Below are 26,696 nucleotides of genomic sequence, written 5' to 3' on the forward strand. Positions count from 1 at the left end.
TATCCGGCACGGCGTTTTTCAGCAGTATACCCTGAGGGAGGCTGCGAACAAGTCGTGACTCAGGCTGACACCACTTCGGTACTGGTTTGCAACGGGCAGTGGTAGCTGGTGGCGACTGTACCGTCTGGCATTACAGACTCCAGATGGACATCGAAGCCCCAAAGCCGGTGCAGGTGCCGCATGACCTCGACGGCATCGTCGCCGAGCGGTTGGCGGTTATGCATATAGTGGCGCAGTGTCAGGGAACGGTCGCCGCGCACATCGACGTTGTAGACCTGAATATTGGGTTCACGATTTCCCAGGTTGTACTGGGCGGACATATCTTCACGAATCCGCTCATAGCCGATCTCATTATGGATGGACGACACCCGCAATTTCGGGTTGTCGGCATCATCCAGTATGGTGAACAGTTTCAGCTCACGCATCAGTTTCGGTGACAGGAACTGCAGGATAAAGCTCTCATCCTTGTAGTTATGCATCGCATCCATCAGGGTATCGCGCCAGTTACTGCCGGCGATCTGCGGGAACCACTCCCTGTCCTCATCTTCCGGGTTCTCACAGATACGACGGATATCCTGCATCATGTTGTAACCCAGAGTATAGGGATTGATACCGCTGAAGTATGGCGAATCGAAGCCCGGCTGATAGACCACGCTGGTATGCGAATGGAGAAACTCCATCATAAAGCCGTCAGTGACCAGGCCCTCGTCATGCAGACCGTGCAGCAGGGTGTAGTGCCAGAAACAGGCCCAGCCTTCGTTCATTACCTGCGTCTGCTTCTGCGGATAGAAGTACTGGCTGACCTTGCGCACGATACGGACCAGCTCGCGCTGCCAGGGCTCCAGCAGAGGTGCATTCTTCTCGATGAAGTAGAGGATATTTTCCTCCGGCTCTGACGGGAAGCGTATCTCCTGGGCGGTGGCGTTTTCCTCTTTCTGTGGAATGGTGTTCCACAGGTCATTGAGGTGGCGTTGTATATATTCCTCGCGGGACTGCTGGCGTTCCCGCTCCTCCTCTGCGGTCAGCGGAGTGGGGCGCTGGTAGCGGTTTACGCCATAGCTCATCAGTGCGTGACAGGAATCCAGCACTTCTTCGACTGCTTCAACGCTGTAGCGCTCTTCACACTGGCGAATATAGTTTTTGGCAAATAACAGGTAGTCGACGATGGCCGAGGCATCGGTCCAGGTCTGGAACAGGTAGTTGCCCTTAAAAAAGGAGTTGTGGCCGTAGCAGGCGTGGGCAATGACCAGTGCCTGCATGGTCATGGTGTTCTCCTCCATCAGGTAGGAGATACAGGGATCGGAGTTGATGACGATCTCATACGCCAGCCCCATCCGTCCGCGCTTGTAGTTCTGTTCGGTCTCGACAAACTGCTTACCGAAAGACCAGTGGTTATAGTTGAGTGGCATACCCACCGAGGAGTAGGCATCCATCATCTGCTCGGAGGTGATGATCTCAATCTGGTTTGGGTAGGTATCCAGTCCGTAGCTGTCAGCGATACGGCCGATCTCACGGTCATAGCGTTCGATCAGCTCAAATGTCCATTCAGCGCCGGTAGAGATAGGTTCCTTCTTCTTAGTCATGCCGGACCCTCCGTTTTCTTCTCAAACAGCTTGCGGAAGACTGGATAGATATCTGCCGGGTCTTCAATCTGATGCATGGCGAAGCTCTCGGACCAGGCATCTTTCACTTTCTCGTATTCCAGCCACAGGTTCTGGTGAGGCCCGGTCGTAATCTCGACATAGGCGAAGTACTGCACATGCTGGAGGATCTTTCTGTGCAGGATCTCGCGGCAGGAGTGGGAGTCACCATCCCAGTTATCCCCGTCAGAGGCCTGCGCCACATAGATATTCCAGTCATTGGCAGGGTAGCGGTCGCGGATAATATCAGCGGTCATATTCAGGGCGCTGGATACGATGGTGCCGCCGGTTTCGCGGGAGTAGAAAAACTCCTCCTCGTCCACCTCTTTGGCGTGGGTATGGTGACGGACAAAGACCACTTCGATGGTTTTGTAATTACGCTTGAGGAACAGGTAGAGCAGGATAAAGAAACGTTTCGCCATATCCTTAATGGTCTGGGTCATGGAGCCGGAGACATCCATCACGCAGAACATTACCGCCTTACTGGAAGGCACCGGTACCCTGATCATATTGTTGTACTTGATATCGAAATCATCGATCCACGGCAGTCGGCTGATATGCTTACGCAGCTCCAGAATCTGTTCTTCCAGCAGACCTATCTGGCGTTCTGCATCGCTGCTTGGCAGGCGCTGTTCCAGCGTTTCTATCTCTTTACGCAGCTCACGGATCTTGCCGCGGTCGCTGCCCGACAGGGCAATCCTTCGCGCCAGTGCGGAGCGGAGTGAACGCACTATATGGATCTTGTCCGGTGAACCAGCATTGGTGAAGCCGGCCCGACGGGTCTCAAACTGGGTGCTGTTACGCAGTTGTTTCTTTACCAGGTAGGGCAGTTCCAGACCTTCAAACATAAAGTCGAGGAACTCCTCCTGATTGATCTGAAAGGTGAACTCATCCATCCCTTCGCCGGAGTTACTGGCCTGCCCCGAGCCGGAGCCGCCTCCGCCCCCGGCAGGTGGACGGTTGAATTCGTCACCTTCGCTGAATTCTTTGTTTCCCGGGAAAACCCGCTTACGTACGCCGCCTTCACCGTGATGGAATACCGGTTCTGAGATATCCCGGCGCGGGATGGTGACCTTGCCACCTTTATCCATGTCGGTGATAGAGCGATGGTTTACCGCTTCTTCAACTGCTTCCTTTATGTGCTTTTTATAGCGACGCAGAAAGCGCTGGCGGTTAACCGTGCTCTTTTTCTTCGAGTTCTGTCGGCGGTCTATGATATAGCTCATAATCCGATCCCCATACGGCCTGGCACTGGACGCCTTTCTGAGTACCAGTGTGGAATACCACCCGCGTGCGGCGCACGGCGGGCGGTGTCTGGAAGTGAGTGGTTACTGCGACTTACGTACGCGGATATACCATTCGGAAAGCAGGCGAACCTGTTTTTCAGTGTAACCACGTTCGATCATGCGGTTTACAAACTCACTGTGTTTGGTCTGGTCGTCGCTGGATGCCTTGGCATTGAAGGAGATGACCGGTAACAGGTCTTCAGTGTTGGAGAACATTTTTTTCTCGATCACTGAACGCATCTTCTCGTAGCTCATCCAGGTCGGATTGTTGCCGTTATTGGAGGCGCGGGCGCGCAGAACGAAGTTGACGATCTCGTGCCGGAAGTCTTTCGGGTTGCTGATACCGGCCGGTTTCTCGACTTTTTCCAGCTCTTCGTTAATTGACTGACGGTCGAGAATATCGCCGGTTTCCGGATCGCGATACTCCTGATCCTGAATCCAGAAGTCAGCATAAGTGCAGTAGCGGTCAAAGATATTCTGGCCGTACTCTGAATAGGATTCCAGATAAGCGGTCTGGATCTCTTTACCCAGGTACTCGATATACTTCGGTGCCACATATTCTTTCAGGAAGCCCAGGTAGCGTTCCTGAATCTCTGGTGCAAACTGCTGTTGTTCAATCTCTTTCTCCAGCACATACAACAGGTGTACCGGGTTAGCCGCCACTTCGGAGGCATCAAAATTGAAGACCTTTGACAGGATCTTAAAGGCGAATCGGGTCGAGAGGCCATCCATACCTTCATCAACACCGGCGGCGTCCTTGTATTCCTGCTGAGATTTGGCTTTAGGATCGGTATCCTTCAGGTTTTCACCGTCATAGATGCGCATTTTCGAGTAAAGGCTGGAGTTTTCCGGCTCTTTGACGCGGGACAGCACGGTGAACTGCGCCAGCATATTCAGCGTATCCGGGGCGCAGGGCGCTTCAGAGAGTGAGCTGTGTTCCAGCAGTTTCTCGTAGATCAGTATCTCTTCCGTCACCCGGGTGCAGTAAGGCACCTTGACGATGTAGACACGGTCTATAAAGGCTTCGTTGGTCTTGTTGTTTTTGAAGGTCTGCCACTCCGATTCATTGGAGTGCGCCAGCAGGATACCGCTGTATGGAATTGCCCCCATACCCTCGGTACTGTTGTAGTTACCTTCCTGGGTCGCGGTCAGCAGGGGATGCAGCACTTTAATCGGTGCCTTAAACATCTCCACGAATTCCATCATACCCTGGTTGGCACGGCAGAGGCCGCCGGAGAAGCTGTAGGCATCGGGATCGTGCTGCGGGAACTCTTCCAGTTTACGGATATCCACTTTACCCACCAGGCTGGAGATATCCTGGTTGTTCTCATCACCCGGCTCGGTCTTGGCGATGGCGACCTGGTCGAGGATAGAGGGATAGAGTTTAACCACCCGGAATTTGGACAGGTCACCACCGTATTCATGCATTCGTTTGACCGCCCAGGGCGACATGATGCCTTTCAGGTAACGCTTTGGAATTCCATATTCCTGTTCCAGGATGTCGCCATCTTCATCCGGATTGAAGAGCCCCAGTGGCGATTCAAACACCGGTGAGCCTTTAATGGCATAGAATGGCACATGTTCCATCAGGCTTTTCAAGCGCTCTGCCAGGGAGGATTTACCACCCCCTACAGGGCCGAGCAGGTAAAGGATCTGTTTCTTCTCTTCCAGTCCCTGGGAGGCATGTTTGAAATAGGCGACGATATTTTCTATCGCTTCCTCCATGCCATGAAATTCGCTGAACGCCGGGTAGCGTTTAATCAGCTTATTGGAAAAAATTCGACTCAGTCTGGGGTCTCGGGAGGTGTCAACCATCTCCGGTTCACCGATCGCTTTCAGCATCCTTTCCGGGGCGTCGGCGTACGCCATCGGGTCTTCTTTACATAGAGCGAGATATTCGTCGAGCGACATCTCTTCCTTCTGTGTAGACGAGTAACGGGCTTTGTAATGATCGAAGATACTCATGGTTTTCACCTTCCTTTCTAAGCGTTAACCTGTTGTCAGACAACTAGTTACGGGCTCATTTCTGTACACTCATTCTTGCTGTTTGATTTCAGTTTAGTTCACATTCTGAGGGCAAAAGCGCTCAATAACTGTTTAGACCGTTATTTTTTTCAGAATGCAACTTGTTTCTTAACTACTTGATTATTAAGCATATTCTTTTTTTAAATCCTCGATCAAAATCCCCATAAAGCGTGCGGCTTCCCCGCCGGTGATTACCCGGTGATCAAATGTCAATGAGAGGGGAAGAGTGCGGTGTATGACCACTTCGCCGTCAAACGGCACCACCTGATCGCGGATGACTCCCGCACCGAGAATGGCTACCTGTGGCGGTACTACAATCGGATTGGCATATCGCCCGGCAATGGTGCCGAAATTACTCAGGGTGATGGTGGCGCCCTGCAGATCTTCAGGTGGGATTTTGCGCGAGCGTACCGCCTGTCGCAGGTTTTCCAGCCCATCGCGCAGGTTATCCGGTGAGCGGCTGGCGATATTCTGCATCACCGGGACGAACAGGCCCTGCTCGGTATCGACGGCGATCCCCAGGTGGACCTTATTGTGCAAGCGACGGCTCATGCTGCGACCATCGAACCAGGCGTTGAGAGAGGGTTCGGCCTGACAAGCCCGGGCGATCGCCTGTATCAGGCGCATAGTGATATCGGTGCCTTTTGGCCAGCGGTGGATATCGACATCTTCACACAGGGTGACCGGAACCACTTCGGCATGGGCCTGGGCCATATTGCGCGCCATATGCTTGAGTACCCCGCGCAAGGGTTCGGCCTTGCCGTGTAACCGGTCCATGCTGGCGGCTTTCTCTACATCCTGTGGCGTGATCATGCCATTGTGGCCGCTACCATGCAGGCCGCTCAGGTCGACATTGAGGCGCTTCGCCAGCGCCCGTACAGCCGGAGTGGCACGGTTACCGTTCTGCCGGTTTCCGGGGGCGGCACCGATGATGAAGTGATCTTCCGAAGCGCTATGGCCGGCGGTTTCAATCTCGCCGACCACGGTGCCACTGTCTTCAGCCTCATCGGTGACAAATTCAACCACCGGCTCGCCGGTATGGATAGTGTCGCCGGCTTCGCCGAACAGATGTGCGATGACACCGTTCTGGGGGGAGGGTACCTCGACGATCGCCTTGGCCGTCTCGACTGAGACCAGTACCTGATCGACTTTGACTTCATCCCCTTCATTCACGTGCCATTCCAGAATCTCGGCTTCAGGGAGGCCTTCGCCCAGATCTGGCAGTTTGAAATATTTCATGCGAACTCCAGTGTCTGTTTGACCGTTTCCATAATGTCTTTCACATTGGGCAGGTACTGGTTTTCCAGTTTGTAATAGGGCATCACGGTGTCGTAACCGCTGACCCGGCCAACGGGGGCCTGCAGATCGAGCAGGGCCTGTTCCGATATCAGCGAAGAGATCTCACTGCCCACCGAGCAGTGGCGTGGTGCTTCCTGCACGATCACGCAGCGGCCGGTCTTACTGACGGAACTGAGCAGGGTTTCTTTATCCAGCGGGCTGACGGTGGCGACATCGATCACTTCACAGTGGATATCCTCAGTGGCCAGCTTTTCTGCCGCTTCCAGCGTCTCCTTGACCATGGCGCCCCAGCTGATCAGGGTCAGATCGCTGCCCTCGCGCAGGGTAAAGCAGCGATCGAGTGGTAGCGCCTCGCCGTTATCGGCAACCGGCTGTTTGGCTACGCGGTAGATCCGCTTAGGCTCAAGGAAAATCACCGGGTCGGGGTTACGGATCGCCGCCAGCAACAGGCCATAGGCACGGGCCGGAGAGGAGGGAATCACTACTCGCAGGCCGGGAATATGCGCCAACAGGGCTTCGGTACTCTCTGAATGGTGTTCCGGGGCGCGGATGCCGCCACCAAAGGGCGCGCGTAACACCATCGGGCAGGTCAGGCGTCCACGGGTACGGTTTCGCAAGCGTGCGGCGTGGCAGATAATCTGCTCCAGTGCCGGGAAGATAAAGCCCATAAACTGCATCTCGGCCACCGGCTTCATGCCCTGTGAGGCCATACCGATACTCAGGCCGGCGATCATGGTTTCGGCCAGCGGTGTATCCATCACCCGCTTGATGCCAAACTCTTCCCGCAGGCCCGCGGTGGCACGGAATACGCCGCCGTTGACGCCAACGTCCTCGCCCAGTACCACGACATTGGAATCGCTGCGCAGTTCGTGGGCCAGCGCCAGGTTGACCGCTTCGACCATTGTGATTGGATCACTCATCGTGGCTTCCTCCCTGCATCGCACGTACCTGAGCCCAGTCGCGCTGTTCGCGCAGGCTGTCAGGCAGTTCGGCGTAAAGGTAATCAAAGGTGGTTTCTACTGGCTGGGTATCGCTGGCCAGGTAGTTTTCAGCAGCGCGCTGCACCATCTGGTTTACCTCCTGGCTCCAGCTCTGTTCCTGGGTCTCATCCCACCAGCCGTTATTGTGCAGGTAGTTACGCAGGCGTTTGATCGGTTCTACTTCCCACGCCTGTTTCAGTTCGGCATTCTCGCGGTAGCGGGTGGCATCGTCGGCGGTGGTGTGATCGGACAAGCGGTAGCTGAGCGCTTCGATAACACTCGGGCCTTTGCCGTCACGGGCCCGGTCCAGCGCCAGTTGCAGCGCTTCACGCATGGCGATCGCATCGTTGCCATCAACCTGCTCGCCACGGATACCGGCCCCGATCGCTTTCTGTGCCAGGGTCGGCGCGCCGCACTGGATAGCACGGGGCACGGAGATGGCCCACTGGTTGTTGTTGATGATAAACACCACCGGTAGCTGCCAGGCCCCGGCGACATTGAGCGCTTCGAGGAAGTCGCCTTTTGAGGTTGCCCCGTCACCGCACATGGTGACAGCCACCCGTTTCTCGCCGCGTGCCTTGATCGCGGTAGCAACACCGCAGGCGTGCAGTGACTGGGTGGCGATCGGTACGCAGTTGGGAAAGTCCTCACCGGCGCCCGCGGCGGCGTTGCCGCGCTCATCACCGCCCCAGTAATACATCACCTCTTCCATCTTCATGCCGCGCAGCATCTGGCTGGCATGGTTACGGTAGTAGGGGATCAGTACATCCTCCTGACGCATCACCATGCCGCAGACCACATCGATCGCTTCGGCCCCCAGCAGTGAGGCGTAGGTGCCCATCTGTCCGGTTCGCTGCAGGGCGATCGCTTTGCTGTCCAGTGCCCGGGCCAGCACCATATTGCGGTAGCAGTCGGTTAGCCAGCCGGGCTCGCAGGCCCATTGCGGGATCGCCTGCAGAGGTGTTCCCTCTTTATCGAGGTATCGGTTCAGGCGGATCTCGCCCTGATATACAGTTTCCATCGCAGCCTCCATTGTTTATGCCGCAGACGTCAGTCGACGTGCTTCACTGATGATCGCGTCCGCCTGCTGATTGGCGATGCGATGGGTGGGGGTGCCGGAGCGCTCTGCCATGTCAAACAGCTGGCGCAGGGCGGTACCGATGGCGCAGACTTTCCGGTCAATCGCTTCATGACTGTGACCGGTGTGCTGCAAGGCGGCGAAGATCAGCCCGCCCGCATTGATCAGATAGTCAGGGGCATAGAGAATGCCCATCTGTTGCAGTTGCTCGCCGTGCTGTTCGTCCAGCAACTGGTTATTGGCCGAGCCGGCGATGATCCGGCAATGTAACTGCTGGATACTCTGGTCGTTAATGATGGCGCCAAGGCCACAGGGGCAGAGTACATCGACCCGTACCTTAAGGATTTCATCGCAGGCAACCGGAATGGCATCCAGCTGGTTTACCGCCGCTTCCATCCGGCTACGGTCGATATCGGCGACAAACAGCCGGGCACCAAGCTGGTGTAACTGCTGTGCCACGGCAAAGCCGACATGGCCCAGTCCCTGTATAGCCACAGAGATACCGGACAGGTTGTCGTGGCCCAGCTTGCTGGCAACCGCCGCCTGAATACCTGCAACGACGCCACGGGCGGTAAAGGGGCTGGGATCACCGATATCGCTGGTACAGGTGACGTAGCGGGTTGAAGAGCGGATCGCGTCCATATCGCTGGTTTGGGTACCGCTGTCCATGGCGGCTATATAAGCACCACCGAGGTTATCGACAAAGCGACCGAAGGCCTGCATCAGCTGCTGCCGGTCGAAGGGTCTGCGGGGCTTGATAATCACCGACTTGGCGCCGCCGTGAGGCAGGTCGGCCAGTGCGGCTTTGTAGCTCATCCCCCGGGCCAGCCGGCAGGCATCAAAGATTGCATCGGCATCGCTGTCATACTCTATAAAACGACAGCCGCCAATCGCCGGGCCGAGGATCGTGGAGTGGATGGCAATAATTGCCTGAAGTCCACTCTCCGGATCACTGGCGAAATGCAGGCGCTCTAAACCGGTGTTTTCCATCTGTTCGAACATGACGGGGTCCTCCGTACTTGTGAGACCAGGAAAACGGCAGCTCAGGTGTCGTCCGGACTGTGGTGGCCGTGCCGGATAACACCGTTTTCAAATTAGTTTCTCCTTACTTTTGGATAGCACAGCCCATTGCAAAGTTCAGGTAGATAACCCCTTGTATTCGGTGAGGTTATGGCAAATGGGCTGGATTTTACGCAGTTGCAAAAGCGGCCGGGGAGGCCTGAAAACAGCGGGGGTGTTGCTAAAAAACTGTTACAGCGTTGTTGCATTGCTGAAACAGGAAAAAATATTTTGTATCAATAATGGGGAAGTTTGAGTTTATACCGCTATCTGACTGATTAAACGTTCGTTTTCAATGCCAGTGACACTGTCCGGCTCTTAAGCTGTTTCCGCTTGGAACCGGGCTCAGGCGCGGGACGCGTCAGCCCGGTACACTGCAGCCTGAGCGGGGCTATATGGCGCTCGCTCAGGCTGGCAATAGCAGGCTCAGGGTCAGCGGCAGGGTGATAAAGGCAATCAGAGTCTGGGCGGTGATAATCGCCGACATTGCGTTGGCGTTGCCTCCCAGCTGGCGTGCCAGAATGTAGGCTGAAGGCGCTGTGGGTACCGCGAGACAGATGACGACGATGGTGACGGTAATGCCCTCCAGCCCGAACCAGCTGGCAGCAAAGACCGCAGCGACTGGCTTGACCAGGAACTGCAACAGCGAGGTAGCGCCGATCATTCCCAGACTACCGCGTGTGTCGGCCGGTTGCAGCGCCGCACCCACCGAGAGCAGTGCCATGGGCAGCGCGACTTTACCCAGCATCGCCAGCAGCGATTCAGTCGGGCCGGAAATCCCGACTCCGCTGAGGTTCAGGCTCAGGCCGGCAACACAGCCCAGAATCAATGGATTAGTCGCGAGCTGCTTGGGTAGTTTGCGCCAGCCGCCGCTGTCCGCACCCGCCACGGTAAAAACCGTGACACAGAGGATATTGACCGTAATCACTACAACCACCGCGGCCAGTGCTCCGATCACCATACCTTCGGCGCCGAACAACAGGTCGGTCAGGGCCAGGGCAACAAAACTGTTAAAACGCACGCCGCCCTGAAATACCGAGGTAAACGAGGGGCCATCAAAGGGGCGAAACAGCAACTGGATGATTACCAACAGCAGGCTGCTGAGCAGAAGCACCAGAACCAGAGTGCTGAGAATACCCTGCCAGGCCAGCTCGTTCAGAGGCTTGTTGGCGAGGGATACGATCAGCAGAGAGGGGGCAAACAGGTAGTAGGTGAGCTTTTCGATACCGGCCCAGACTTCATTACCAATGGCAAAATGGCGCCGGGCGACAAAGCCGATCAGCACGCAGAGGGTAACAGGAATCAGGACTTCTATGGCAACGGGCATCGCTTTCTCCTTGTATTGCCGCCAGCATAGGAGATATCAGGCTAAATAAAAATTTATATTATTTTGAGCTTTATATAAGAAAAAATTTAGCTTTCGGGATTCTGTTCCGGCTCAGCCAGGTAACGCTCATACTCCTCGATCAGTACCCTGACCAGTGTCCGGCGGCTGTGTTCCCGCCGCTGGTAGACCCCCAGGTTACGATGGATCACCGGGCTGCCAAAGGGGATCACCCGAAAGCGCTCGCTGTAGTAAGGGTACATAGTGCTGCCAAAGGGCATCACAGTGATGCCCAGCTGCTGTTCCACCATCATGGTCGCGGCCTGCAGCGAGTCCAGCTCCATAATCTCATTCGGGATTATGCCGCGGCGGCGTAATTCGTTATCGATCATGGTGCCTGCAAACGCCTTGGGATCGAGGCGCATAAAAGGTTGCTCGCGCAACAGCTGCTCATCACTTTCAGCCCTCAGCGAACGGTGTGCCACCACATAGAAAGGCTCGCTATCCAGCGTATGCCAGCTGAAGGTATCGCTGAATGGCTGGCGTGGCTCGGTGATCAGCACTGCATCCAGCTCACTGTTCTCGACCCGGCGCATCAGCTCATCGGACATACCGCGAAACACCTTAATCTTCAGCTGTGGATAGAGATCGCGCAGTCGTGCCAGCACCGGTCCCAGAGGTCCGGTCTGGACACTGAAGACCGCGCCGATCATCAGTTCGCCGCGAAACTGGGTGGGATCTCCCAGCCCCTCTCCGAGCCGGCTGTAGGCACTGAGAATCGCTTCGGAGCGCTCCAGCACAATGCGACCATCATGATTCAGTACCTGGCTGCGCCCGACCTTATCGAACAGGCGCAGGCCGAGCTGATCCTCCAGCTGGTGGACCTGCTGGCTGATGGCTGCCTGGGTCAGGCCAAGCTGTTCGCCGGCTGCGGCGAAGCTGCCATGACGATCAATCGCTTGCAGGGCACGAAGGGCTTTCAGGGACATGGACTTTATTCCTGCGGATACTGCAGCAGAGTATGCAGCTGAGAGAGGAGGCTGTATAGAGGCTCTAACTGGCGGCGTTGTCACTGTAGAGAATAGCTGTCTGAACAGAAGCCGGCCTGGCTCACTTTTTCTCTCGAGAGCATGCGTCTGTATGCTCCTGGCCCTAGTGCTCCCCGCTTGCCAAGCTAGGTTTTTATCCAACCTGGCCTGCAACAAAAACGGCAATCGGTGACGTTTTTTTTATTTGGTCTGATTTTCCATCTTCTGCTTCGTATCCCGCATAAACGGACTAATCCTTTAGGAAACAGTCGCTTCAGCGGCCTGGTGGCTCTCCATCAGCGGTTCTGTCAAGCCGTATGGTCCTTTGGTATACCAGTCTGGTTTGGTTGATTTGAGTTTTTGGTACATGGTATACCATAATACCGAAGGCGCTCTTCAATCTGTGCTTGTATCGTTCGCCACCGAGGCCAGGCGGACGTTGACGAGCCTTAACCAAACAAAAACAAAAAGGGAGCATTGCGATATGCAGCCCAACAAGTTGTTAGCCGACAAAGGTTTACTTAGCGGGATTCATCCCGGTATGGGGATAGCATCAAAAGCCATGGTGCTGGCGTTTGTGTTATTTACCGTACTCAATGTGGATCTCGCTAATGGGGTCTATAGCGATATCAAGAACTGGATTCAGAGTACACTGAACTGGTACTACGTAACGGTGGTCAGCCTGGTGCTGTTCTTTTCCGTCTGGGTGGCGTTTAGCCGCTTTGGTGATCTGCGCCTGGGCGCTGACGATGAGAAGCCTGAATTCGGCTTCTTTACCTGGTTTTCCATGCTGTTCAGCTGCGCAATCGGCGTAGGCATTCTGTTCTGGAGTATTGCCGAGCCGATCTTCCATTTTCAGGGAAACCCGTTTATCAGCATGGCCGGGATTGAGGCCGGTAGCGCTGAAGCGGCGCAGATGGCGATGCGCATCACCCTGTTCCATTGGGGCCTGCATGGCTGGGCGATTTATATCATCGTAGGTCTGGCGCTGGCTTACTTTACCTACCGTCGCGGCTTGCCCCTGACTGTGCGCTCGGCGCTCTACCCGATTCTGGGGGAGCGCATTTACGGTCCGATCGGACATGCCGTTGATATGCTGGCGATCTTCAGCACGCTGTTCGGTACGACCACTACCCTCGGCCTGGGCGTCGCGCAGATGAATGCCGGATTGAACTACCTGTTCGGCATCGAAATCTCCACCACAACACAGATCATCCTGATTGCCGCCATCTCCGTGGTGGGTACCGTATCCGCCGTGTCCGGCGTGGAAAAAGGTATTCGCTGGCTGAGTGTCTGGAACATCCGTATCAGTCTGGTACTGATTGGCTTCTTCCTGCTGGCCGGACCGACTGTCTTCCTGCTGGGGATGTTTGCGACCAGCGTTGGCGACTACATGTGGAACCTGATTCCAATGGGCTTCTGGACTGATCCGAATCCGGAAAGCCAGTGGCAGGGCTGGTGGACGATCTTCTACTGGGGCTGGTGGCTCTCCTGGGGCCCGCTGGTAGGTCTGTTTATTGCGCGTATCTCCCGTGGCCGCACTATCCGTCAGTTCCTGTTAAGTGCACTGATTATCCCACCCCTGGGTGGCTTCCTGTGGATCGTTATCTTTGGTGGCAGCGCGCTGCATATCGAACTCTATGGTGCCGGCGGTATCGTTGATGCTGTGAACAATGATATGACCCTGGCGTTGTATAAAACCATCGAAGCTCTGGGTGTAGAAGCGCTGACCTGGCCGATGGCTGCACTGGCGACCTTTATGATCGTCACCTGGTTCGTGACGTCTGCTGACTCCGGAACCCTGGTAATCTGCACCATCCTGTCGATGGGTGACCGTAACCCGCCACAGCGCTTCCGTATCTTCTGGGGCCTGGGATTGGGGGCTGTAGCGGCTGTTCTGCTGCTGGCTGGAGGCCTGAAAGCGCTGCAGACGGCGACCATTGCGGCTGCTCTGCCATTCTCAGTGGTGCTGCTGTTTATGTGTGCTGCACTGGTAAAAGGGCTTAATGATGAAGCCAATGGCGTAGTGTATCCAACGGCAGTAGATAAAGACCTGACGCCGGAACAGGATGATAGCGACAGCGCCGTGATGGCGCAGACGACTCCAAGCAACGGATAGTCATCTGAATGATGCCACAGTCGCAATGTACGACTGTGGCAGAGCTACTGCGACAGAGTGAGAGTAATGGCTTTCTCTCGTCACCCCTTAATACGCGGCCTTGGCCGCGTTTTTTTGTGTCTTGTCAGATAGGTGCGCGTATGGGAATAGGGGGATTGCGAACAGCGATGGTATTGCAGGTACAGGGAGGGCGGGCAGAAAGGCTGTTATATAAGCCGTCTTTCTGCCCGCAGGGGTTAACTTGAATGGGCTGTCAGTCGGAGCCTTTCATAATGACAATCTGTGCATTTGCCGCGTCCTGGCGGTGATGGCAGGCCTGCTGGTATTCCGGAGAGTTGTAGCAGGCGAGCGCCTGCTCGTAGCTATCGAACTCTAGCACCACAGCACGGCTCGGCGGCTGGGTGAATCCTTCCAGGGCGGTGAGCTGATCGCTACGCGCCAGAATACGGGCGCCATAGGCTTTCAGTGCCGCTGGAGCCAGCTTGAGGTAGTCCTGATATTGCTCAGGGTGGGTCACATCGACAAACGCTATCCAATAACCTTTCATGTTTTGTCTCTCTTTGTATTATGGTATACCATGATCATATCCTACAAAAATCCCCGACATCTGGCGATAGGATTTATAGGCAGTAGTGGTAGCTGAATGCCGCAGCTTGCAGGCAAGGGACCACGTCAGGGCGGGCCCGTTTTAAGAAGAAGAAACTATGCGATTTAACAGCAGCGAAGAGATTATCGAAGATATCCGTCAGGGAAAGATGGTTATCCTGGTGGACGATGAAGACCGGGAAAATGAAGGCGACCTGGTCATGGCCGCTGAAGCTGTAACACCTGAAGCGATTAACTTTATGGCCACGCATGCCCGGGGGTTGATCTGTCTGACACTGGATGAGGCCCGTTGTGATCAGCTGGGCTTGCAGATGATGGTGCCGGATAACGGCTGCGCCTATGGTACTGCCTTCACGATCTCAGTGGATGCCGCAGCCAATGTCACCACCGGTATCTCTGCGGCGGATAGGGCCGAAACCGTGCGCGCTGCCGTCGCAGCTGATGCTCGTCCGGCTGACCTGGTACAGCCGGGCCATATCTTCCCGCTGCGGGCACGAAATGGCGGAGTGCTGACCCGCGCCGGTCATACCGAAGCAGGTTGTGATCTGGCCGGGCTGGCAGGCTTCAAGCCATCGGCCGTAATTATTGAGATCATGAATGAAGATGGCTCAATGGCACGCCGTCCCGATCTGGAGATCTTTGCCGAGAAGCATGGTTTAAAGATCGGTACTATCGCCGACCTGATTCACTATCGCCTGGCGAATGAAACGACTGTTAGCCGTATTGGCCAGCAGAATCTGCCAACGGTACATGGTGAGTTCAATATGATCACCTACGAGGACAAGCTGGATGATGCTGTGCATATCGCCCTGGTGATGGGGGATGTCAGGGCTGATGAACCAACCTTAGTCCGGGTGCATGTGATCGATCCATTACGTGACCTGATCGGCGCCGAATATAGCGGTCCGCAGAACTGGAGCCTGTGGGCAGCGCTTGAAGAGGTGGCAAATGAGGGTAAAGGGGTGGTTGTTGCCCTGGGGAATACCGATACCGCTGCCAGCCTGTTGCAGCGTGCGCCGCAGCTGGTGCAGCAGAAGCAGGATGTACGTAAGAAGGTATTTGCCGATGTAGGTACCGGTGCCCAGATATTGAAGGATATCGGGCTGCGCCAGATCCGCCATCTGGGGCCACCCTGGCGTTTTACCGGCCTGGAGGGCTACGATCTGGAGGTGGTGGAAACGCTGCCTTTCGAACCGGAAGCCAACTGATGAGAAAAGAACCCGGTCTATTGGCCGGGTTCTTCCATTTGGAACGGTGCCGATGGGTCCGGTGTTCCAGACAAGGGGTATTTACCAATCATGTTCTTTAGCTTCCCAGGTAAAAAACTTACCTGTCTGCTGAATATCCAGGCTTTGCGCCAGCGCTACGATGCCTGATGCACTCTCCTGAACCGTAATGTCGGCTTCGGAGCCTCCCATATCGGTTTTTACCCACCCCGGGTGAACAGGGCAAACGGTGATCCCTGATGCCTTTAGTTCCAGGGACAACATTTGCATCACCTTATTAACGGCGGCCTTGGAGCTTCCATAGGCATACATACCGCCACTTTCCCGCTGTAACGAACCCATTTGGCTAGAGATGGTAATAATTCTTGGATTTGTGGAGAGTTCTAGGTTCGGTATAAAGGCCCGACTGACCAGCAAGGGTGAAATGGTGTTTACGGCTATCGTTTCGAGCCAGCCCGAAGCATCAATAGTGTCCAGCGTCTGTTTCTCTGGACCAAGAACGCCCGCATTGTTAATCAAGATATCTATCGGCATGCCAGCAACATTCTCGACCAGCTTAGATACGGAATTCTCGTTCGTAACTTCGAGCTCGTAGATCACTAGATGGCTTGAAGACTGCAGCGCCGCTAGCTCTTGTGATGGCTGCCCTCGATAGGTCGAAATCACGTTGTAGCCCGATTCAAGGAACTGCTTCGTAATCTCAAGACCGATCCCTCTTGAAGCTCCTGTTATCAGTACTGTTTCCATAATCTAGGGTTTCCTATTCGTACAACGGTTTTGTTCGGCATCTTACCGGGGGGATTCCTGCCGATTGGCAAAGAGAAGAATAGCTGATTCACGATACTTGAGTCTTTACTCCTTATATAGCAGGGTTAATCGATGCACGTAGCTCGACACTTTAGGTCTATGAAATAGGGGTGATAGGGTGTCGGGTCAGCTTCCGACGCATGGGAATGATCCATCGCTTGGACCTATTGTGCATAAACAGGGATTGGCCTGATTACAGCATCGCTGCTTATTGATTGAGGTATCCTGTAGCGAACAGCGATTGTAGGGAGCGCCTTGTGAACAAACAGCAGTTGTCCGACTATCTGGCAGCCAAGCCAGGTGCGGTGATGGAGTATCCATTTGGACCTGACGTCAGAGTGTTTAAGGTACGGGGTAAGATGTTCGCTCTGTATGACCCGGCGGATGATCCGGTCAGGGTCAACCTTAAATGTGATCCACAGGAAGCGCTGATGCTGCGGGATCTGTTTGAGGCCGTGTTACCGGGCTACCATATGAACAAGCGCCACTGGAATACGGTTTTGATCGATGGTTCACTGCCGGACGGTGAGATCGAGCGAATGATCGATAACAGTTATCAGCTGGTGGTGAAAGGGCTGAAAAAGGCCGAACGCGATGCATTGGCCTTGCTCGCCGCTCAACAGGCGGATAGCTAAGCCGGCATGCTACTCTGTTACTGACTAGCGTTGAGCGGTCGCCGGGCGGGAGTTGCCAAGCAATTTCTGGAGAGGTTAGAACTTCTACATTATCTGGCAGCGGCTGTTATCGGTTAGTCCCGACTTTGAGAGTATTGAATAAGGCACCTCTGAGTAACTCAGAGATGCCTTGCAGGCCGGATTTATGATTTAGGCTTCAGGTTTTCCGGATCATAGAGTCCCACACAACCCACCGCCTCTACCTTCACCTTATAAGCTTCATCGAAGTACTCGATCTGCAGTTCCCGGCCAACCTGGCAGTATTCATACGGCAGGTAGCCCAGGGCGATATTCTTACCGACACTGGGGCCGTAAGCGATACTGGAAGTATAGGAACGGCGGCCAACGGAATCGATCAGGGTTTCACCACTCTCCGGATCGATAATCGGGCAGATGCCTACTGGATAGCGGGCGACGCCTTGGGCATCGGTATTGTCGACCATGGTTAGGGTGCAGAGATACGCCGGTTGCTGTTCCCGTTCACGCATCGCCACATAAGCTTCCTTACCGTGGAAGTCAGCCGCCTTGACTACTTTACGTTGCAGACCAGATTCCACCAGGTTGTACTCGGTGAGCAGGTCCGCATTCTGCAGGCGCAGGCTCTTCTCCAGGCGGCGGCTGTTGGCGTAGGTTTCGATGCCGATCGGCGTCACACCCTGGGCATGGAGGGCATCCCAGATCGCCAGTCCATCTTCCAGCTTGAAGTGCAGCTCCCAGCCCTGTTCGCCGACGTAGGAGATGCGGAAGGCCGAAACGGTGACGCCATTGATGCTGATATCTTTTACTGCGGCGAACGGGAAGGCCTCATTGCTCAGCGATTCCGGATCAGCGACCACCTTCTGCAAGGTGGTACGGGCATTTGGACCCCACAAGCCGATACAGCCGAAATCGGTACGGCGATCTGTGATCTCTAGATTGGTAAAGCCCTTATCCTCCGCCAGGCGTTTCATCCAGACGAAATCACGGTTACCGGCATCGCCGCCATCGATCACTCGGAAATGGTCTTCGCCCAGGCGCAGCACCGTCAGATCGGCACGGACATTACCGGCATTGTCGAGGAAGTGGGTATAGATCCCTTTACCATTCGGGGTATCGCCCGCCACCTTGGCAACGCAGGTATACTCCATCAGCGCGGCAGCATCTTCGCCGGTAACGTCATAGATAGCGAAGTGGCATAGGTTGATCATGCCGACATCGTCGGACATCTTCAGGTGTTCGGCGTTTGAGACGCGCCAGAAGTGGCGGTTATCCCACTCGTTCTCACGTTGTGGAATCCGATCTCCATACTCCTCCAGCAGATGTTCGTTACTGGCATAACCGTGGGCGCGCTCCCAGCCAGCGGCTTCCATAAAGTAGCCGCCGAGCTCCTTCTCACGCTCCCAGAACGGGCTGCGGTGCAGGTCGCGGCCCTTGGAGAACGGCTCCCGGTTGTGTACCGGTGGGTTATAGATCTTGAAGGCGGATTCGTAGCAACGGTCATGGATAAACTGTTCATCCAGCTGGAACGGATAGAAGCGGGAGACATCGATACTGGAATGGTCAAATTCGGTAACGCCGTCGGTCATCCAGTCGGCTACGATCTTGCCGACACCCGGGCCATCCTTCACCCAGACTGCTTCGGCGTACCACAGGCCGCGGACATTGGACGATTCTCCAATCGACGGGCCGCCGTCTGTAGTTACCTGCAACAGGCCGTTGAAGGAGTATTTCTCGTCATAACCCAGCTCGCCCAGGATCGGTGTCAGCTCGATGGCGCGCTCCAGTGGATCGATTACTTCCTCCAGCTCCAGGTCTCGCTGTGATGGCGACAGGCGGGCTTCCTCTTTCTCCAGAATATCCCGCGGATGGCACATACGTGGGGCGTTTTCTTCGTAGTAGCCCCACTCCAGCTGGCCACCCTCGGCGGTCTTGGGATCGCCGGTATCGCGCATATAGGCGGAGTTGCCCTGATCGCGGAGTAGGGGATAGCCGATCTCCTTCCTGGTGTCGGCGAATTCGTCGAAGGGTTTGAAGAAGGTCAGCGGGTGATCCACTGGCATGATTGGCAGGTCTTCACCCACCATCCCCGCGATCAGGCGGCCCCATAAGCCCGCGCATACCACGACATAGTCCGCTTCAATGTAACCGCGGGTGGTTTCAACGCCTTTAATTCGGCCATCTTCAACTTTCAGGCCGGTACAGGCGGTATTGGCGAAGGCCTTCAATTTGCCGGTCTCTACAGCCTGTTCGACCAGTTCACCCGAAACCGCTTGAGAGCGGGGCACAACCAGGCCGGCATCAGGATCCCATAGCGCGCCCTGGATCACACTCTCCTCAAGTAAGGGAAACTTTTCCTTAGCTTCAGCGGTGCTGATCATACGGACTCTGTTGCCGAAGGCCTTGCCGGATGAGACGCGGCGTTTCAGCTCTTCCATACGCTCATCGTCGCCGACCCGGGCGACCTCAAGGCCACCGATCCGCTCATAGCGTCCCATTTTCTCGAAGAAATCGATACTGTACTTGGTAGTGAAGATCGTCATCTGATCATGCATGGTATTGAAACAGAAATCAGATGCGTGGGCCGTCGAGCCGATGTCGGTGGGGATGGCCGATTTGTCGATACCTACAATATCATCCCAGCCCCGTTCAATCAGGTGATGCACAACAGAGGCACCAACAATACCGCCCTGACCGATAATCACTACTTTTGCTTTAGCAGGAAACTTCGCCATTACTATTCTCCAAACCGGTGTTTTTGCACATCAGTGCCACTACATTCAGGAAACAGCTTTCATCCCTGAGAGACGATCTCAAATCAGCCTACCACCTTTATCCCGGCGGCAAAGGTGTGTTGGCGTTTTCTGAACAGTGAATGCCTTATTGAGGAAAGCGATTTCCGGCCTGATTGAGGTGGAAAGTCAGATGGGCGCGAGGCAGGTGAGATAGGTGCTGGATTCAGTACAACTCAGGGTACCAGCTGCAAACAAACTGGCGATCTGCGGTTTCGAATAAGGGAGTGGAAAAGAGGAAAGTCCTATTTGATGTCTGCGCTTAGGCAGCCATTAAATAGGACTCTCGTCCTTTTCCGTTGTGTTTTTCTTTACGCTGGTAAGCGCCTTTGCCTTTTTTCGCCTTAACCACTTGCTGCTTGTAGGCCTTGGAGGTCACCAGTGCAGCCAGGAAGTTATCGTTGATAGTGCCGCGTCCTATATCGGTGGCACTGGATGATTGCCGCAGTTTCTTCTGTTTGCCCATTGTTATCTCACTCGTTTAAAGAAGGTCACAGTATACGCGATTAATATAAGTGAGGAGGAGAGAGGGGGAAAAAGTAAGTTGCTGGCTACGGCAAGTGTAGCCAGCAGATAGGGGGTTACTGCATAAAATGCACAGTGCCGTCTTCGGAACAGCCCATATAGATACCGAAGACGCCGCGATCCTTCTCTTCGATGTAGCGTTGCAGGATATCTTTGATGGCCGGATAAAATATATTTTCCCAGGGGATCTCATCCGGCGCCAGCATCGCGACTTCGGCCGTTTCCGGGCCGGGATCATCGCTGAATTCGATCAGCCGGGCACGAAACATGATGTAGACCTCATCAATCTGCGGCACGCTGAAGATGGAGTAAGGGGCGCGGATATCAACCTGGGCGCCGGTCTCTTCCCAGACCTCACGTCGGGCTGCCTCTTCGACGGTTTCACCGCATTCCATAAAACCTGCCGGGAGGGTCCAGCTACCGGGACGGGGTTTGATGGCGCGTTTGCACATCAGGTACTTGCCGTTGTCCTCGACAATACAGCCAGCGATTACCCGGGGGTTATGGTAGAAGATCTTTTCACAGTCATTACAGACCAGGCGGCGGTGGGTATCGCGGCCCGGTGAGCGGAGCACCAGGTTGGCGCTACCGCACTCGGAACAATATTTCATCTGACTCATCCTGGCTGCCGGGCCGGGAAGGATGAGAGGCTTAACCGATCTGCGGGAAATCAACCTGCAGCGGCGAGCGGATCTCGACCTGAGCGGGGGCGGTGTCACCCTGCTGCTCGGCCAGTACCTTCAAGGCAACGTCGGCGGCGCGTTTAATATGCTCAAGGCAGGCAGCATGCGCTTTGGCCGGGTCGCGGGTCTTGATCGCTTCCACAATGTCGGCCATCTCGGCGCTGCTGTTCTTATAACGGTTATTCTGGGAGACGGAAGTGGCCCGCAGGAAGCTGATACGCGCCTGCAGCTGGCGCAGGAAGTTGCAGGCGGCGCTGTTGCCGCAACCTTCAAACAGGACATCGTAGAAGGCGGTTACGGCTTCAAGGATCGGGACTATCTCGCCAGCTTCCAGTCGTGAATGCAGCTTGCGCAGTGCGTACTCCAGATCCAGGATCTGCTCGTCACTGGCACGCACCGTAAACAGTTCGATGATCATGCACTCCAGCGAGCAGCGCAGTTCGTAAATCTCGCGGGCATCTTCCATAGTGATAATGGCCACGCGTGGGCCTTTACCTTCCATATAGTCCACCAGGCCTTCGGATTCCAGATGACGCAGCGCTTCGCGAACCGAGGTACGGCTGACCCCAAGCAGATCACAGAGATCCCGTTCTACCAATCGATCGCCAGGCAGCAGTTGAAAGTTGAGAATGGCATTGCGCAGGGCGTTTAATACCTTCTCACGAAGAGTCATTGCTGTGCGTTCGATTTTGACGGAATCGCCAAGGGGCTGTCGCTGCATCATAATGTTATCCATAAAACTAAAAAGTCACCGGCACTCGGGCAGAGCGGCGGTGGGCCTGTTACTTAGCATCGGCTGCATCCTCTTCTGCGAATACGGCCTTAGCGACCCGGAAGCTGTCGATGGCAGCCGGTACGCCACAATATATTGCAGTCTGCAGCAGAACTTCGCGAATCTCTTCACGACTCAGACCGTTGTTGAGGGCGCCACGCACATGCAGCTTTAGCTCATGTGGGCGGTTCAGTGCTGTAATCATGGCCAGGTTGATGATGCTCCTCATTTTAAGGGATAAGCCATCGCGCTTCCATACGGTTCCCCAGCAGTATTCGGTCACCAGCTCCTGCAGCGGCATGGTGAAGTCATCTGCGTTCTCAAGGCTAGCGTTGACGTACTCTTCGCCCAGCACCTGACGGCGGATCTCCAGGCCCTGCTCAAATTTTTCCGAAGCCATTTTCTATCTCCTCTGTTTTCTTGGCAGATGGGAAAGGGGCCGTCGCCATTGCATAGCGCCAGCCCCGGCAGATCAGATGCCGCCCATCATCAGGTATTTGATCTCGACATAGTCATCGATGCCGTACTTGGAGCCTTCGCGGCCCAGGCCCGACTGCTTGATTCCGCCGAACGGCGCCACGGTCGTGGAGATAATGCCCTCGTTGATACCGACCATGCCGTACTCCATGCCTTCACCGACACGCCAGGCGCGCCCGAGGTCTTTGGTGTAGACGTAAGCGGCCAGACCAAACTCGGTATCGTTGGCCATCGCGATCGCTTCCTCTTCGCTGCTGAAGCGGAACACCGGGGCCAGCGGACCGAAGGTCTCTTCACGGGCAACTTTCATCTCAGTCGTTACGCCGCTGATTACCGTGGGTTCGAAGAAAGTGCCACCGATCTCGTGACGCTTACCACCGATTGCGACGGAGCCGCCTTTGGCGATGGCATCGGCCAGGTGGTCTTCTACCTTGGCGACGGCTGCTGCGTTGATCAGCGGGCCCTGATTGACGCCAGCGTCGAAGCCGTTACCGACCTTCAGTTCAGCCACGGCCGCGCTCAGCTTCTCGACGAACTGGTCGTAGATACCGTCCTGTACCAGGAAACGATTGGTGCAGACGCAGGTCTGGCCGGCATTACGGAATTTTGATGCCATTGCGCCATCGATAGCGGCGTCGATATCGGCATCATCGAACACCACGAAGGGGGCGTTACCACCGAGCTCCATGGAGACTTTCTTCACGGTGTCGGCGCACTGGCGCAGCAGTAGCTTGCCGACGTTGGTGGAGCCGGTGAAACTGAGCTTGCGGACCTTGTCGTTGCCGGTCAGTTCGCCGCCGATGGCGATGGCATCACCGGTAACCACGCTGAAGATACCAGCCGGAATGCCGGCTTCTTCGGCCAGCGCGGCCAGTGCCAGTGCTGAAAACGGGGTGTCTGGCGCTGGTTTGACAACAAATGGACAACCCGCCGCCATAGCCGGACCACATTTGCGGGTGATCATGGCATTGGGGAAGTTCCAGGGAGTAATTGCCCCGACAATACCGATTGGCTGTTTGACCACCACCACCCGGGCACCGGCCTTATGGCTCGGAATAACATCGCCATAGATACGCTTGCCCTCTTCGGCAAACCATTCGATAAAGCTGGCGCCATACATTACCTCGCCCTTGGCCTCAGCCACCGGCTTACCCTGTTCCAGGGTCAGGATCTCGGCCAGTTCATCGGCGTGGGCCACCATCAGCTCATACCAGCGGCGCAGCACGCTGCTACGTTCCTGCGCGGTACGTGCGGCCCAGGCTTTCTGGGCTTCTTCGGCGGCATCTATAGCCTGACGGGTTTCTTCGGCACCGAGCATCGGTACGCTGCCGATCTTTTCACCGGTGGCGGGGTTGAAAATCTCTTGTACTTCACCGTTGGCTGCGTCAATCCAGCGGCCGGCAACGTATGCCTGTTGGCGGAAAAGGGTCTTGTTCATTTATTTTTATCTCTTAGAGTCCAATCAATCGGTGTGGCGGCGGAAACAGGCTGATCAGTCTGTCAGCGTTGCCCAGTCCGCCATCTTGCCGCGGCAATACACCATCGGTGAGCGTGCTTCGTTTACGTTGGCCTGTTCCATCTTGCCGATCAGGATGGCGTGATCGCCGCCCTCATACTCCTTCCACAGGCTGCACTCAATGGTGGCAACGGCACCGTCAATCAGCGGCGTGCCGAATTCGCTGCGGGTGACCGCCACGTCGGCGATGGCCGCGGTCTTGGCTTCGCCTTTTTTCGCAAAGGCAAAGCAGGGGCCGGTCTGGTCGGCGGCCAGGATATTGATGGCGAAGCGTGAGGCTTCACGCAGGACCGGATAGGAGTCGGAGCTGTAGTTCGGGCATACCAGAACCAGGGCCGGGTCCATCGACAGGGCACTGAACGCGCTGGCCGTGAGACCGGTGACAGCGCCGTCGTCGTCATAGGCGGTTACCACGGTGACGCCGGAGGGAAAGGATCCCAGAACCTGCTTGTACAAATCTTCGTTCATGCTGAGATACTCCTACGCTTAGCGCATTACAAATGGGTCGGCCATCGGTTCGCTGGACAGGTTGATCCAGACCGTTTTGCGTTCGGTGTATTCCAGCACGGAGTCGATGCCGCTCTCTCGACCGTAGCCGGAGCTCTTAAAACCACCGATCGAGCCCATGGCAGAGACAACGCGATAGGTATTGACCCAGATAATGCCGGAATGCACATCACGGGCGACGCGGTGGGCGCGGGCGATGTCTCGGGTCCAGATACCGGCAGCCAGGCCGTACTGGGAGTCGTTGGCCATGGCCAGCGCTTCCTCTTCGGTTTCGAACGGAATCACTGCCGCCACCGGACCAAATACCTCTTCCTGCATCAGGTAGTCGGCATTGCTGCTGCATTCAAAGATCGTCGGTTCGTAGTACCAGCCCTGATCGACATCCGGGCGCTTACCACCCAGACGCAGGCGAGCCCCTTCGGCCTGCGCGCGTTCGACAAAGGATTCCACCACGGCCAGCTGCTGGGCGGTGGCCATCGGCCCCATTTCGCTTTCGTCAGCCTGCGGGTTACCGATCTTGATGCGGGACGCGCGTTCTACCAGCGCGTTGATTACCTGCTCATAGACATCTTTGTGCACCAGTAAACGGGATCCGGCGACGCAGCTCTGGCCAGAGGCGGCAAAGATGCCCGCAACGATCCCGTTTACCGCGCTGTCCAGGTCGGCATCAGGGAAAACGATCTGCGGTGACTTACCGCCCAGTTCCAGTGACAGTTTGGCGAAGTTTTCCGCCGAGCTGCGGATCACGTGCCTGGCGGTTGCCGCACCACCGGTAAAGGCGATCTTGCGTACTTTCGGATGACTGGTCAGCGCTGCACCGGTACTCGGACCGTAACCGGTGACGACGTTGATCACACCTTTAGGAATACCGGCCTGTTCGGCCAGCTTTACCAGCTCAATCAGGGTGGCAGACGCGTGCTCGGACGGCTTCAGGACGATTGTATTGCCGGCCGCCAGAGCCGGGGCTACTTTGATGGCCGTCAGGTAGAGCGGGCTGTTCCAGGGGATGATGGCGGCCACGACACCCAGCGGCTCGCGGATGGTATAGGCCAGCATATCCTGCTTATCCAGCGGCAGGGTTTCCCCCTCGATCTTGTCAGCGAGTCCGGCGGTATAATAGAAGAATTCCGGCAGGTAGCTGACCTGACCGCGGGTCTCGCGGATCAGCTTGCCGTTATCGGTACTTTCCAGCTGGGCCAGGGTTTCGGTATTAGCGGCAATCAGGTCGCCCAGCTTACGCAGCAGTTTGCCGCGTGCGGTTGGGGTCAGGCTGCGCCATTCGGCGCTGCGGAAAGCGGTATCCGCGGCTTCCACCGCGCGATTGACATCTTCGGCGCTGGCATCGGGGAACTGTGCCCAGGCTTCGCCGGTCGCAGGGTTCAGGCTATCAAAGGTGTTGCCCGAGATGGCGTTGGTCCATTCGCCGCCAATACACATCTGAAACTGTTGCAGGCTCATCAAGAGGCCTCCTCGCTAGAAGGTTGAGTGCTGTAGACAGCTGACAGGAAGCTGAGCAGCTTCTCGTTTACCCGTTTCGGGGATTCCATCGGCATCATGTGACGTTCATCGTCGATGACGCAGGCTTTGGCATTTGGGATCAGGGCGGCCATATCGCGTGCCATCTGTGGCGTCGAGCCCGGATCCAGCTCGCCGGTCATCACCAGCGTCGGGGCCTGAATCTCTTTCAGCTGGTCAACCATATAGTTGTCTTCGCTGGCGAACAGCTGATAGGTCTTCAGGTAGCCCTGATGGTCATTGCTGAGAACACGGTTACGCACCGCATTGATCTGGGCCGGGCTGGAGGCCGCATACTCTTCGCTGAACCAGCGTTTCAATGCGGTTTCCACGTTCGCCGCCGGGCCTTTGATCGCAACCTCCCGGGTACGGGCCATCACGCCGCTGCGCTGTTCCTCGGTGCGATTGAATACACTGTTAAGGATCACCAGTCCGTTCAGGTACTGTGGGTAGTGCAATGCAAAGGCGCGGGCTACGAGCCCACCCATGGAGAAGCCAATCACCAGTGCTTTCTCCAGTCCCAGGTGGTCCAGCAGCTCCTTCAGCTGAGTGGCGTACTCCTTCAGACAGGTATCGTCGCCGGGTATGGCGCTGTCACCGTGGCCCAACATGTCGTAGGCGATAATCTGATAGGAGGGGGACAAGCCAACCAGCTGTCCGCCCCACATGGATTTATCCAGCCCTACGCCATGAATCAGCACCACCGGCGCCCCTTCACCCTGCACCAGATAACTGGTGCCGGCAGGGGTTTTAAAGTGGTTAATGCAGGTCATGGTCTGGCT

At 55.9% G+C, this 26,696-nt stretch carries 23 protein-coding genes; 3 read left to right on the forward strand and 20 right to left on the reverse strand.

From position 1 onward, the window contains the following. Positions 1–59 precede the first annotated feature (59 nt). From Q354_RS0102880 to Q354_RS0102920, 9 genes are all read right to left on the reverse strand, one after another. The gene (locus Q354_RS0102880; RefSeq protein WP_027856307.1) at positions 60–1,583 is read right to left on the reverse strand and encodes a SpoVR family protein; all 1,524 of its coding nucleotides are present in this window, start codon (positions 1,581–1,583) and stop codon (positions 60–62) included. After that, the gene (locus Q354_RS0102885) at positions 1,580–2,866 is read right to left on the reverse strand and encodes a YeaH/YhbH family protein (RefSeq protein ID WP_027856308.1); all 1,287 of its coding nucleotides are present in this window, start codon (positions 2,864–2,866) and stop codon (positions 1,580–1,582) included. The genes Q354_RS0102880 and Q354_RS0102885 overlap by 4 nt, the downstream gene beginning before the upstream one ends. A 102-nt stretch (positions 2,867–2,968) precedes the next feature. Then, positions 2,969–4,891 (reverse strand): PrkA family serine protein kinase, encoded by a 1,923-nt coding sequence (locus tag Q354_RS0102890; protein WP_027856309.1) that lies wholly within the window; start codon positions 4,889–4,891, stop codon positions 2,969–2,971. A gap of 183 nt (positions 4,892–5,074) precedes the next feature. Next, a complete protein-coding gene (locus Q354_RS0102895; protein ID WP_027856310.1) occupies positions 5,075–6,190 on the reverse strand; it encodes a dihydrolipoamide acetyltransferase family protein in 1,116 nt (371 codons plus the stop codon). Next, on the reverse strand, positions 6,187–7,170 hold the full coding sequence (locus Q354_RS0102900; RefSeq protein ID WP_027856311.1) for an alpha-ketoacid dehydrogenase subunit beta: 984 nt from the start codon (positions 7,168–7,170) through the stop codon (positions 6,187–6,189). Before Q354_RS0102900 ends, Q354_RS0102895 begins: the two co-directional genes overlap by 4 nt. Beyond that, on the reverse strand, positions 7,163–8,251 hold the full coding sequence (gene pdhA, locus Q354_RS0102905) for a pyruvate dehydrogenase (acetyl-transferring) E1 component subunit alpha (RefSeq protein ID WP_027856312.1): 1,089 nt from the start codon (positions 8,249–8,251) through the stop codon (positions 7,163–7,165). The genes Q354_RS0102900 and pdhA overlap by 8 nt, the downstream gene beginning before the upstream one ends. A gap of 15 nt (positions 8,252–8,266) precedes the next feature. Next, entirely contained in the window at positions 8,267–9,310 is a 1,044-nt protein-coding gene (locus Q354_RS0102910) for a Leu/Phe/Val dehydrogenase (RefSeq protein WP_027856313.1), read from the reverse strand. 463 nt (positions 9,311–9,773) lie between these two features. Continuing rightward, on the reverse strand, positions 9,774–10,694 hold the full coding sequence (locus Q354_RS0102915) for an AEC family transporter (protein ID WP_027856314.1): 921 nt from the start codon (positions 10,692–10,694) through the stop codon (positions 9,774–9,776). Positions 10,695–10,780: 86 nt separating this feature from the next. Continuing rightward, the gene (locus Q354_RS0102920) at positions 10,781–11,680 is read right to left on the reverse strand and encodes a LysR family transcriptional regulator (protein ID WP_027856315.1); all 900 of its coding nucleotides are present in this window, start codon (positions 11,678–11,680) and stop codon (positions 10,781–10,783) included. Between the two features lie 580 nt (positions 11,681–12,260). On the opposite strand from Q354_RS0102920, the gene Q354_RS24385 reads away from it, so the two are divergent. After that, a complete protein-coding gene (locus tag Q354_RS24385; RefSeq protein WP_084332455.1) occupies positions 12,261–13,838 on the forward strand; it encodes a BCCT family transporter in 1,578 nt (525 codons plus the stop codon). A 253-nt stretch (positions 13,839–14,091) separates the two neighbouring features. Here the strand turns inward: Q354_RS24385 and Q354_RS0102930 are convergent, their stop codons facing one another. After that, positions 14,092–14,385, reverse strand: coding sequence for a DUF1330 domain-containing protein (locus Q354_RS0102930; protein ID WP_027856316.1), 294 nt, complete (start codon positions 14,383–14,385; stop codon positions 14,092–14,094). 157 nt (positions 14,386–14,542) lie between these two features. Here Q354_RS0102930 and ribBA point away from each other — a divergent pair, with 157 nt between their 5' ends. Then, positions 14,543–15,652 (forward strand): bifunctional 3,4-dihydroxy-2-butanone-4-phosphate synthase/GTP cyclohydrolase II, encoded by a 1,110-nt coding sequence (ribBA, locus tag Q354_RS0102935; protein WP_027856317.1) that lies wholly within the window; start codon positions 14,543–14,545, stop codon positions 15,650–15,652. Between the two features lie 81 nt (positions 15,653–15,733). Here the strand turns inward: ribBA and Q354_RS0102940 are convergent, their stop codons facing one another. Next, the gene (locus Q354_RS0102940) at positions 15,734–16,417 is read right to left on the reverse strand and encodes an SDR family oxidoreductase (protein WP_027856318.1); all 684 of its coding nucleotides are present in this window, start codon (positions 16,415–16,417) and stop codon (positions 15,734–15,736) included. A gap of 317 nt (positions 16,418–16,734) precedes the next feature. Here Q354_RS0102940 and Q354_RS0102945 point away from each other — a divergent pair, with 317 nt between their 5' ends. Beyond that, the gene (locus Q354_RS0102945) at positions 16,735–17,112 is read left to right on the forward strand and encodes an MmcQ/YjbR family DNA-binding protein (RefSeq protein WP_027856319.1); all 378 of its coding nucleotides are present in this window, start codon (positions 16,735–16,737) and stop codon (positions 17,110–17,112) included. Positions 17,113–17,294: 182 nt separating this feature from the next. Here Q354_RS0102945 and Q354_RS0102950 read toward each other — a convergent pair whose 3' ends face one another. The 9 genes from Q354_RS0102950 to Q354_RS0102990 all read right to left on the reverse strand — a co-directional run bounded on the left by Q354_RS0102950 (position 17,295) and on the right by Q354_RS0102990 (position 26,687). Continuing rightward, positions 17,295–19,862: a GcvT family protein gene (locus tag Q354_RS0102950; protein WP_027856320.1), complete on the reverse strand. Its 2,568-nt coding sequence runs from the start codon at positions 19,860–19,862 to the stop codon at positions 17,295–17,297. Between the two features lie 319 nt (positions 19,863–20,181). Beyond that, positions 20,182–20,385 (reverse strand): alternative ribosome rescue factor ArfA, encoded by a 204-nt coding sequence (gene arfA / locus Q354_RS0102955; protein WP_027856321.1) that lies wholly within the window; start codon positions 20,383–20,385, stop codon positions 20,182–20,184. A gap of 115 nt (positions 20,386–20,500) precedes the next feature. After that, entirely contained in the window at positions 20,501–21,055 is a 555-nt protein-coding gene (locus Q354_RS0102960) for an NUDIX hydrolase (protein ID WP_211252193.1), read from the reverse strand. A gap of 40 nt (positions 21,056–21,095) precedes the next feature. After that, positions 21,096–21,851, reverse strand: a complete 756-nt coding sequence (locus tag Q354_RS0102965) for a GntR family transcriptional regulator (protein ID WP_245600976.1) — start codon at positions 21,849–21,851, stop codon at positions 21,096–21,098. A gap of 58 nt (positions 21,852–21,909) precedes the next feature. Next, positions 21,910–22,299 (reverse strand): 4-carboxymuconolactone decarboxylase, encoded by a 390-nt coding sequence (gene pcaC, locus Q354_RS0102970; RefSeq protein ID WP_027856324.1) that lies wholly within the window; start codon positions 22,297–22,299, stop codon positions 21,910–21,912. 72 nt (positions 22,300–22,371) lie between these two features. Beyond that, a complete protein-coding gene (locus tag Q354_RS0102975) occupies positions 22,372–23,814 on the reverse strand; it encodes an NAD-dependent succinate-semialdehyde dehydrogenase (protein WP_027856325.1) in 1,443 nt (480 codons plus the stop codon). 54 nt (positions 23,815–23,868) lie between these two features. Beyond that, complete coding sequence (locus Q354_RS0102980) at positions 23,869–24,360, reverse strand: flavin reductase family protein (protein WP_027856326.1); 492 nt, start codon at positions 24,358–24,360, stop codon at positions 23,869–23,871. An 18-nt stretch (positions 24,361–24,378) separates the two neighbouring features. Then, positions 24,379–25,857 (reverse strand): aldehyde dehydrogenase, encoded by a 1,479-nt coding sequence (locus Q354_RS0102985; RefSeq protein WP_027856327.1) that lies wholly within the window; start codon positions 25,855–25,857, stop codon positions 24,379–24,381. Next, a complete protein-coding gene (locus Q354_RS0102990; RefSeq protein ID WP_027856328.1) occupies positions 25,857–26,687 on the reverse strand; it encodes an alpha/beta fold hydrolase in 831 nt (276 codons plus the stop codon). Before Q354_RS0102990 ends, Q354_RS0102985 begins: the two co-directional genes overlap by 1 nt. Positions 26,688–26,696 lie beyond the last annotated feature (9 nt).

The sequence above is a fragment of the Marinobacterium jannaschii DSM 6295 genome, from assembly GCF_000620085.1.
Lineage (GTDB): Bacteria > Pseudomonadota > Gammaproteobacteria > Pseudomonadales > Balneatricaceae > Pontibacterium > Pontibacterium jannaschii.

Excerpts from the sequence above, each read along its gene's own strand:
- Q354_RS0102885 (WP_027856308.1), bottom strand. The coding sequence starts at position 2,866 with ATGAGCTATATCATAGACCGCCGACAGAACTCGAAGAAAAAGAGCACG.
- Q354_RS0102915 (WP_027856314.1), bottom strand. The coding sequence starts at position 10,694 with ATGCCCGTTGCCATAGAAGTCCTGATTCCTGTTACCCTCTGCGTGCTG.
- Q354_RS0102985 (WP_027856327.1), bottom strand. The coding sequence starts at position 25,857 with ATGAGCCTGCAACAGTTTCAGATGTGTATTGGCGGCGAATGGACCAAC.
- Q354_RS0102940 (WP_027856318.1), bottom strand. The coding sequence starts at position 16,417 with ATGGAAACAGTACTGATAACAGGAGCTTCAAGAGGGATCGGTCTTGAG.
- Q354_RS0102930 (WP_027856316.1), bottom strand. The coding sequence starts at position 14,385 with ATGAAAGGTTATTGGATAGCGTTTGTCGATGTGACCCACCCTGAGCAA.
- Q354_RS24385 (WP_084332455.1), top strand. The coding sequence starts at position 12,261 with ATGGGGATAGCATCAAAAGCCATGGTGCTGGCGTTTGTGTTATTTACC.
- Q354_RS0102900 (WP_027856311.1), bottom strand. The coding sequence starts at position 7,170 with ATGAGTGATCCAATCACAATGGTCGAAGCGGTCAACCTGGCGCTGGCC.
- Q354_RS0102990 (WP_027856328.1), bottom strand. The coding sequence starts at position 26,687 with ATGACCTGCATTAACCACTTTAAAACCCCTGCCGGCACCAGTTATCTG.
- Q354_RS0102965 (WP_245600976.1), bottom strand. The coding sequence starts at position 21,851 with ATGATGCAGCGACAGCCCCTTGGCGATTCCGTCAAAATCGAACGCACA.
- Q354_RS0102920 (WP_027856315.1), bottom strand. The coding sequence starts at position 11,680 with ATGTCCCTGAAAGCCCTTCGTGCCCTGCAAGCGATTGATCGTCATGGC.
- Q354_RS0102890 (WP_027856309.1), bottom strand. The coding sequence starts at position 4,891 with ATGAGTATCTTCGATCATTACAAAGCCCGTTACTCGTCTACACAGAAG.
- Q354_RS0102950 (WP_027856320.1), bottom strand. The coding sequence starts at position 19,862 with ATGGCGAAGTTTCCTGCTAAAGCAAAAGTAGTGATTATCGGTCAGGGC.
- Q354_RS0102975 (WP_027856325.1), bottom strand. The coding sequence starts at position 23,814 with ATGAACAAGACCCTTTTCCGCCAACAGGCATACGTTGCCGGCCGCTGG.
- Q354_RS0102880 (WP_027856307.1), bottom strand. The coding sequence starts at position 1,583 with ATGACTAAGAAGAAGGAACCTATCTCTACCGGCGCTGAATGGACATTT.
- pdhA (WP_027856312.1), bottom strand. The coding sequence starts at position 8,251 with ATGGAAACTGTATATCAGGGCGAGATCCGCCTGAACCGATACCTCGAT.
- Q354_RS0102980 (WP_027856326.1), bottom strand. The coding sequence starts at position 24,360 with ATGAACGAAGATTTGTACAAGCAGGTTCTGGGATCCTTTCCCTCCGGC.
- Q354_RS0102910 (WP_027856313.1), bottom strand. The coding sequence starts at position 9,310 with ATGTTCGAACAGATGGAAAACACCGGTTTAGAGCGCCTGCATTTCGCC.
- Q354_RS0102895 (WP_027856310.1), bottom strand. The coding sequence starts at position 6,190 with ATGAAATATTTCAAACTGCCAGATCTGGGCGAAGGCCTCCCTGAAGCC.
- Q354_RS0102960 (WP_211252193.1), bottom strand. The coding sequence starts at position 21,055 with ATGAAATATTGTTCCGAGTGCGGTAGCGCCAACCTGGTGCTCCGCTCA.
- ribBA (WP_027856317.1), top strand. The coding sequence starts at position 14,543 with ATGCGATTTAACAGCAGCGAAGAGATTATCGAAGATATCCGTCAGGGA.
- pcaC (WP_027856324.1), bottom strand. The coding sequence starts at position 22,299 with ATGGCTTCGGAAAAATTTGAGCAGGGCCTGGAGATCCGCCGTCAGGTG.
- arfA (WP_027856321.1), bottom strand. The coding sequence starts at position 20,385 with ATGGGCAAACAGAAGAAACTGCGGCAATCATCCAGTGCCACCGATATA.